Here is a 6,601-nt window from a genome sequence, read left to right on the forward strand (position 1 = left end):
GTCCCAAAGCCCTTACTTACAAGCCCGCGAGTGTCGGGGCCGACATCATTGAATTGGCGACCGTAATCCGAATCGGTGACAGAATGCCACCAACTGGTAAACGGATTTACGTAGTTGTCGCCTGTTTTTCACGTTTTGATAACCGCCTGACGACAACAAAAAACGTCGGAACGAAGAAAATTCCGAGGAGTGTTGCAGAAAGCATACCACCCAGCACGCCAATACCGATTGCATTCTGCGCGGCAGAGCCTGCCCCGGTCGCAATTGCTAGTGGTACGACGCCGAGGATGAAGGCGAGCGACGTCATGATGATCGGACGCAGACGAAGTCTCGCCGCTTCCAGGGTTGCTTCGATCAGGCCCATCCCGGTCGCCTGCCGGTCCTTGGCGAATTCGACGATCAGGATCGCGTTCTTCGCCGCCAGACCGATGGTCGTCAGCAGGCCCACCTTGAAATAGACGTCGTTCGACTGGCTTGACAGATAGGCTGCGGCGAGAGCACCGAGCACGCCGATCGGTACCGCAAGGATGACCGAGAACGGGATCGACCAGCTTTCATAAAGTGCTGCGAGGCAGAGGAATACGATCAGGACCGACAATGCGTAGAGCATCGGTGCCTGTGAGCCAGACAGACGTTCCTGGTAGGAAATCCCCTGCCATGCGACGGTGTAGCCACCCGGCAACTCGGTTACTAAGCGTTCCAGCTCATTCATAGCTTCGCCGGTGCTTACGCCGGGTTTGGTCGAACCTTCCAGCGACATCGCGCTGGTGCCGTTGTAACGAGCAAGCTGCGGCGTTCCGTTAACCCAGTCCAGCTTGCTGAACGAAGAGAAAGGCACCATTTCGCCATCGGTATTGCGGGCATACCAGTATTTGAGGTCGTCGGGCTGCATGCGGTAAGGCGCATCACCCTGAACATAAACCGGCTTAAGCTCGTTATCGAGGGTGAAGTCATTGACGTCACGTCCGGCAAAGATCGTCGCGAGCATCGAGTTGACAGCCGCGAGATCGACGCCCATGGCGCCGAGCTTTTCCTGATCGAGCAGGATTTTCAGCTGGGTCTCGCTGCGCTGGTTGTTACTGCGGAGCGAACTGATGATCGGGTTTGTCGCACTTTCGCCGATCAATTGCTGCGAGACCTGGGTCAGCGCGTCATTGCCGTTATTGCCGCTGTCTACCAGATAGGCGGAAAATCCGCTGGAATTGCCCAGCCCCTGGATTGCGGGAGGAAGCAGGGCAAACACCTGTGCATCGCGAAGGGTGAAGAAATGTCCCTGCGCGCGCTGCAGAACTTCCGCCGCAGACTGGCCCACACCTTCACGCGCCGAGAAGTCGCGAAGCTTGGTGAAGACGATGGCGTTGTTCTGGCCCGTGCCGCTGAAGCTGAAGCCGAGTGCGCCGAAAACCGCATCGACATTATCCTTCTCCTTTTCGAGGAAGTAGGATTCCACCTGCTTGACGACTTCTTCCGTGCGCGCCGTCGTGGAGCCGACCGGCGTCTGGATGATCGTCATCAGAACACCCTGGTCTTCCTGGGGAAGGAAGGAGCTCGGCAGTCTGGTGAACAGCAAGGCGCAGCCGCCGACGATCAGCGCAAACAGCAGCATGACGCGCAACGGACGCTTCAGAAGATAACCGATCGTACCGACATAACCGTTCGTCGTCTTGTCGAAGCCATTGTTGAACTTCGCGCCGATGCCGCTTTTCTTTTTGGCGTGGTCGATCGGCTTCAGCATCGTGGCGCAAAGTGCCGGCGTCAGCACGATGGCGACGACAGCAGACAGAAGCATGGCCGAAACGATCGTGACCGAGAACTGTCGGTAGATAATGCCCGTCGAGCCACCGAAGAAGGCCATGGGAATAAACACGGCGGTCAGAACCAGTGCGATACCGATGATCGCCCCGGTGATTTCATGCATCGACTTCTCGGTCGCCTCGAGCGGCGAAAGACCCTCCTCGTCCATGATGCGCTCGACATTCTCGACGACAACAATCGCGTCGTCGACCAGAAGCCCGATCGCCAGAACCATGGCGAACATGGTCAGTGTGTTGATCGAATATCCCGTCAGGGCAAGGATGCCGAATGTCCCGAGAAGCACGACGGGTACCGCAATCATCGGAATGAAGGTGGCGCGCAGGTTCTGAAGGAAGACGAGAAGAACGACGAAGACGAGAACGATCGCTTCGATCAGCGTGTGAACGACCTTTTCGATCGACAGTTTGACGAAGGGGGTCGTGTCGTAGGGGTAGGTGATCTCGACGCCATCCGGCAGCGATCCTGCGACACGATCCAGCTCGGCCTTCACGCGGGCTGCCGTATCGAGCGCATTGGCGCCGGTTGCAAGGTTAACGGCAAAACCGGCTGCCGGCTTGGTGTTGGAACGCGAACTGCCGCCATAGGACTCCTGGCCGATCTCGACGCGCGCCACATCGCTTAGACGAACCGTTGCGCCGTCCTGCTCGACTTTCAGAATGATGCGTTCGAATTCGTCGACGGTGGTCAGCTGGCTCTGCGCTGTCATGGTGACCGTCAGCTGCTGGCCTTCCGTCACCGGCTGGGCGCCAAGCGAACCAACAGAAACCTGGGTGTTCTGTGCCTCGATGGCAGAGGTCACGTCGGCCGCGGTCAACTGGTATTTCTGCAGCTTGAACGGATCGAGCCAGACGCGCATGGCATAACCGGAGCCGAAGACATTAATGCTGCCGACACCTTCGAGCCGCTGTACCTGATCTTCGATCGAGGTCGCGAAAATATCGCCGAGATCGACAGAGCTGCGCTTGCCGTCTTCCGAAACGAGTGCGCCGACCATGAGAATGCTCGATGTCGAGCGGGTGACCGAGATGCCCTGGCTCTGGACGACATCCGGCAATTGCGACTGTACCAGCTGCAGCTTGTTCTGCACCTGGACCTGGGCGATGTCTGGCATGATGCTGTTGCCGAAGGTCAGCGTGACACTGGCGCTGCCCGTCGAGGATGACGAGGTCATGTAGGTCAGGTCATCAAGGCCGGTCATGCCGTCCTCAATGATGCTGGTCACTGACTTTTCGACCGTTTCGGCACTGGCGCCATTATATGTTGCGCTGATGCGCACGGTCGTCGGGGCGATATCGGGATATTGCGAGATCGACAGCGTGGTGATGGCAAGTGCGCCACCCAGCATGATGACGATTGCGATGACCCAGGCGAAGACAGGCCGCCGAATGAAGTAATGCGCCATTTCGAAATTCCTTGCCGCGTTTTGGGGCCGCGTTTACGGGCGAGCGTCAGCCGTTCCTACTTCTGGGGCTTTGCTTCATCGACTTTCGGCTCTTCGACCACGAAACCCTGGTCGTTGACCGTTGCCTCGACTGCTTGAACCGGTGCGCCATCGGCGATCCACTGGAAGCCGTCGACGATGAGGCGGTCACCATCGGCGATGCCGTCGGTCACAAGCCAGTTGTTGCCAGAGGATTTGCTGGTGGTGAAGGTGCGGGTCTCGACCTTGTTGTCAGCCGTGACGAACTTTGCCGAAAGTTCGCCACGGGCATTACGCGTCGCGGCTCTCTGTGGAATGAGATACCCGTTCTCGGTACCGACGGTAACGGTCGCACGAACATACATGCCCGGCAGGATAATGTGATCGGGATTGTCGAATATGGCACGGATCTGGTAGGTTCCTGTGGTCTCGCTGACGGCAAGTTCCGCCATGTTCAGCTTGCCGTTATGGTCGTATTTCGTCCCATCTTCGAGCATCAGGCTGATATCGGCCGTGCGAGGATCGCCGTGAAGACGGCCCGAAGCAACAGCCGCGCGCAGTTCCAGGAGATTGGTGCTGGAATCGATAAGGTCGATATAGATCGGATCGATATTGCGCAAAGTGGTCAGCGCGGTGGTCTGGTTGGCCGTGACGATATTGCCGATGCTGACGGTCGAGATCGTCGTCAGGCCATCGAACGGCGCACGGATCTTGGTGAAGTCGAGATCGATCTGGGCCGAGTTCAAGGCCGCCTTGGCAGATTCAACATCGGCTTCGGCCTGCAGCAGCGTCACCTTGGCATTTTCATACTCGATCTGGGTCGCGCCGCTGTTCACCAGCCGTTCGTAGCGGGTCATGTTCGCCTGGGCTGCAGGAATGCTGACCTGAGCCTTCTGCAGCGCAGCCTGCGCCTGTGCGACTGCTGCGGCATAGGTGTCGTCGTCGATCTGGTAGAGAACCTCGCCGGCCTTGACCTCGCTTCCTTCCTTGAAAGTGATCTCGCTGATGGCGCCAGTGACGCGCGGACGGATCTCCGTGGTCTGGAATGCGACGGCCCGGCCCGGAAGCACGTTGGTGATCGGACGGTCGGTCTTCTTCATCACGACGACGCTGACGGGTGACGCCGGCTTCTGCTGGCTTTGGCCTGCGGATTGCTGCCCCTGATCACTGCAGGCGGAAAGCGCAGTTACAAGGAAGAGTGGAAGCACCAGTTTGCGAAGGTTCATGATTCTTTTCCAGACGCTGAGGCGTGAAGGATATCTCGATTGCCGCCTTTGGGGACGAAGGCGGCAATTAGCCGGCAGGATACCGGCAGAACTAGGGCGCAGACATGAGGAGTCACGTCCGCTCGCTCGAAAAGTGACGTAATTTAATTTCCATCACTTTGCAAGCGGGTTTCGAAGGGCTGCATTGGCAAGGTCAACGAGACCATTCAGCCGCTCGTCCAGCTCAGCCTGCGTTTCGTGAATAAGAAATATAGGATGAAGAACACTGGCAAAAGACGCAGCGACGTAGCGGCTCGTTTTGCGGCTATCGGCGCAATGATAAACGCCGGCATTGACGCCATCCTGAATAAGATTGAAGAAAAGATCCTCGATGAGCTGCTTGTAATGAAAGCCGCTCTCCAGCTCGGTCTGCGTCACGAGAAAGATCATTTCAAGGAAGAATGCGTTCTCGCGAATATCTTCCATATGGGCCTGCATCAACCGGCGGACTACGAGCCCGAGCTTTTCAGGCGGCGGAGCAGGTGTGTCGACCGTGTTGAAACGGCCGATCATGTGAGTGATGTGACGATCACAAATGGCGTCTATCAGCGCCGTCTTCGAACTGAAGTGCTTGAACACGTTGGCCGGCGACATGCCAAGTCCATGAGCAATGTCGGCGATGGACGACTTGGCGATGCCCCGTTCGCGGAAAAGGGCATCGGCAGTCCGCAAAATATCTTCGCGTGTTTCTTCAGCTTTGCGGCGCGGTTTTCGCACGCTTAAGTCCTCGTTTTTTTACCTCGATAAACGGGCGGAGCCCTATTTGACGAAATAGGGCGCAAGATTGGTGCGGATACGCTGTAATACCGTTTCGCCACTCCGGTCAGGAACGAAGGGCGTGCCGGTGATCATTTCGAAGGCGTGCCGGTAGACGGACGACGTTTCCTCGATGAGGTCCGAGGGAATGGGTGGGAGTTCATCCTTATAGGGGTCACAGCGCTCCACGACCCAGGCCCGAACAAAGTCCTTGTCGAAGCTTTTCGGACGTCCGCCGGTGCGAAAAGCCTCATCATAACTGTCGGCGATCCAGTAACGGCTGCTATCGGGCGTATGGATTTCGTCAGCCAGAATGATGGTGCCGTTGGCATCGGTGCCGAATTCATATTTCGTGTCGACGAGGATAAGGCCGCGTTTTGCTGCAATCTCCTGGCCACGCGCGAAAAGAGCGAGCGCATAGGTCGAAAGTGTCTGCCATTGCTCTGCTGTCAGCAGGCCCTGATCGATAATGTCTCGGGGTGAGAGCGGCTCGTCATGGCCGCCATCGAAGGCCTTGCTGGTCGGAGTGATCACCGGTTCGGGAAGCGCCTGATTATCCTTCAGGCCATCGGGCAGGTTCAGTCCATAGATGTTGCGCTCACCTTTCTTATAAAGGGTGAGAAGCGAGGTGCCTGTCGTGCCGGCCAGATAACCGCGCACGACGATCTCGACCGGCAGGATATCGAGACGCTTGCCGACCACGACATTCGGATCCGGATAGGCGATAACATGATTGGGGCAGATGTCCTTCGTCGCCTCGAACCAGTAGCGGGCGGTCTGGGTCAGGACATGGCCCTTATCCGGAATGCAGGTAATGATGCGATCGAAGGCGCTCAGACGATCCGTGGCAATGATGATGCGTTCGCCGCTCGGCAGGTCGTAATTCTCCCGCACCTTGCCGCGATAATATTTGGGCAGTTCGGCAATAAAAGCTTCTTCCAAGACGCGCACGATGATCGCTCCGAAAACGGCCAAGAGGGCCAGGGTCTCTATATAGGGTGCTTTCGCTATCGCATGTTTCGCCTTTTCGGCACAAGGATATTGCGGCCTTATGGTCCAGCTGCCGCCCCGGGGAGATCCATCGTCGAATTCCTCCTGGTTAAAGGCTGGTGAATCCCGGAGGATCTCGCAAAAATGCATAAATCTATTTAAAATCAATGTCTTGCAATTTTTTTGAAGTTTTTGCGACTGGGCGTGTTGACTTGAAAAAGGTGTTCCGACTATAACCCGCTCACTGACGAGGGCGGCGGCGCTGCTAGCGACGAAGCTTCTCGTTCTAAAGAAAACCACTAAAGATTGGCATTTGCTGATTGGGACCGGGCTCCGGTTAGGTCTCGAAGAACTG

Annotated in this window: 4 protein-coding genes; all 4 read right to left on the reverse strand. The window is 57.1% G+C overall.

The window, feature by feature from the left end:
- Window positions 1-106 precede the first annotated feature (106 nt).
- Entirely contained in the window at window positions 107-3,217 is a 3,111-nt protein-coding gene (locus MRBLMR1_RS29110; RefSeq protein ID WP_148143681.1) for an efflux RND transporter permease subunit, read from the reverse strand.
- 56 nt (window positions 3,218-3,273) lie between these two features.
- On the reverse strand, window positions 3,274-4,461 hold the full coding sequence (locus MRBLMR1_RS29115) for an efflux RND transporter periplasmic adaptor subunit (protein WP_148143680.1): 1,188 nt from the start codon (window positions 4,459-4,461) through the stop codon (window positions 3,274-3,276).
- 153 nt (window positions 4,462-4,614) lie between these two features.
- The gene (locus MRBLMR1_RS29120) at window positions 4,615-5,217 is read right to left on the reverse strand and encodes a TetR family transcriptional regulator (protein ID WP_148143678.1); all 603 of its coding nucleotides are present in this window, start codon (window positions 5,215-5,217) and stop codon (window positions 4,615-4,617) included.
- Between the two features lie 42 nt (window positions 5,218-5,259).
- Window positions 5,260-6,207 carry a phosphoribosylaminoimidazolesuccinocarboxamide synthase gene (locus MRBLMR1_RS29125; protein WP_148143676.1) on the reverse strand — a complete coding sequence of 316 codons (948 nt, stop codon included), beginning with the start codon at window positions 6,205-6,207 and terminating at the stop codon, window positions 5,260-5,262.
- Between the last annotated feature and the right edge of the window lie 394 nt (window positions 6,208-6,601).

This window comes from Neorhizobium sp. LMR1-1-1.1, assembly GCF_040675795.1.
In the GTDB taxonomy this organism is placed as follows: Bacteria; Pseudomonadota; Alphaproteobacteria; order Rhizobiales; family Rhizobiaceae; genus Neorhizobium; species Neorhizobium cellulosilyticum.

What these genes read in the sequence shown, in the direction of transcription:
- MRBLMR1_RS29110 (WP_148143681.1), bottom strand. Translation starts at nt 3,217, where the DNA reads ATGGCGCATTACTTCATTCGGCGGCCTGTCTTCGCCTGGGTCATCGCA.
- MRBLMR1_RS29115 (WP_148143680.1), bottom strand. Translation starts at nt 4,461, where the DNA reads ATGAACCTTCGCAAACTGGTGCTTCCACTCTTCCTTGTAACTGCGCTT.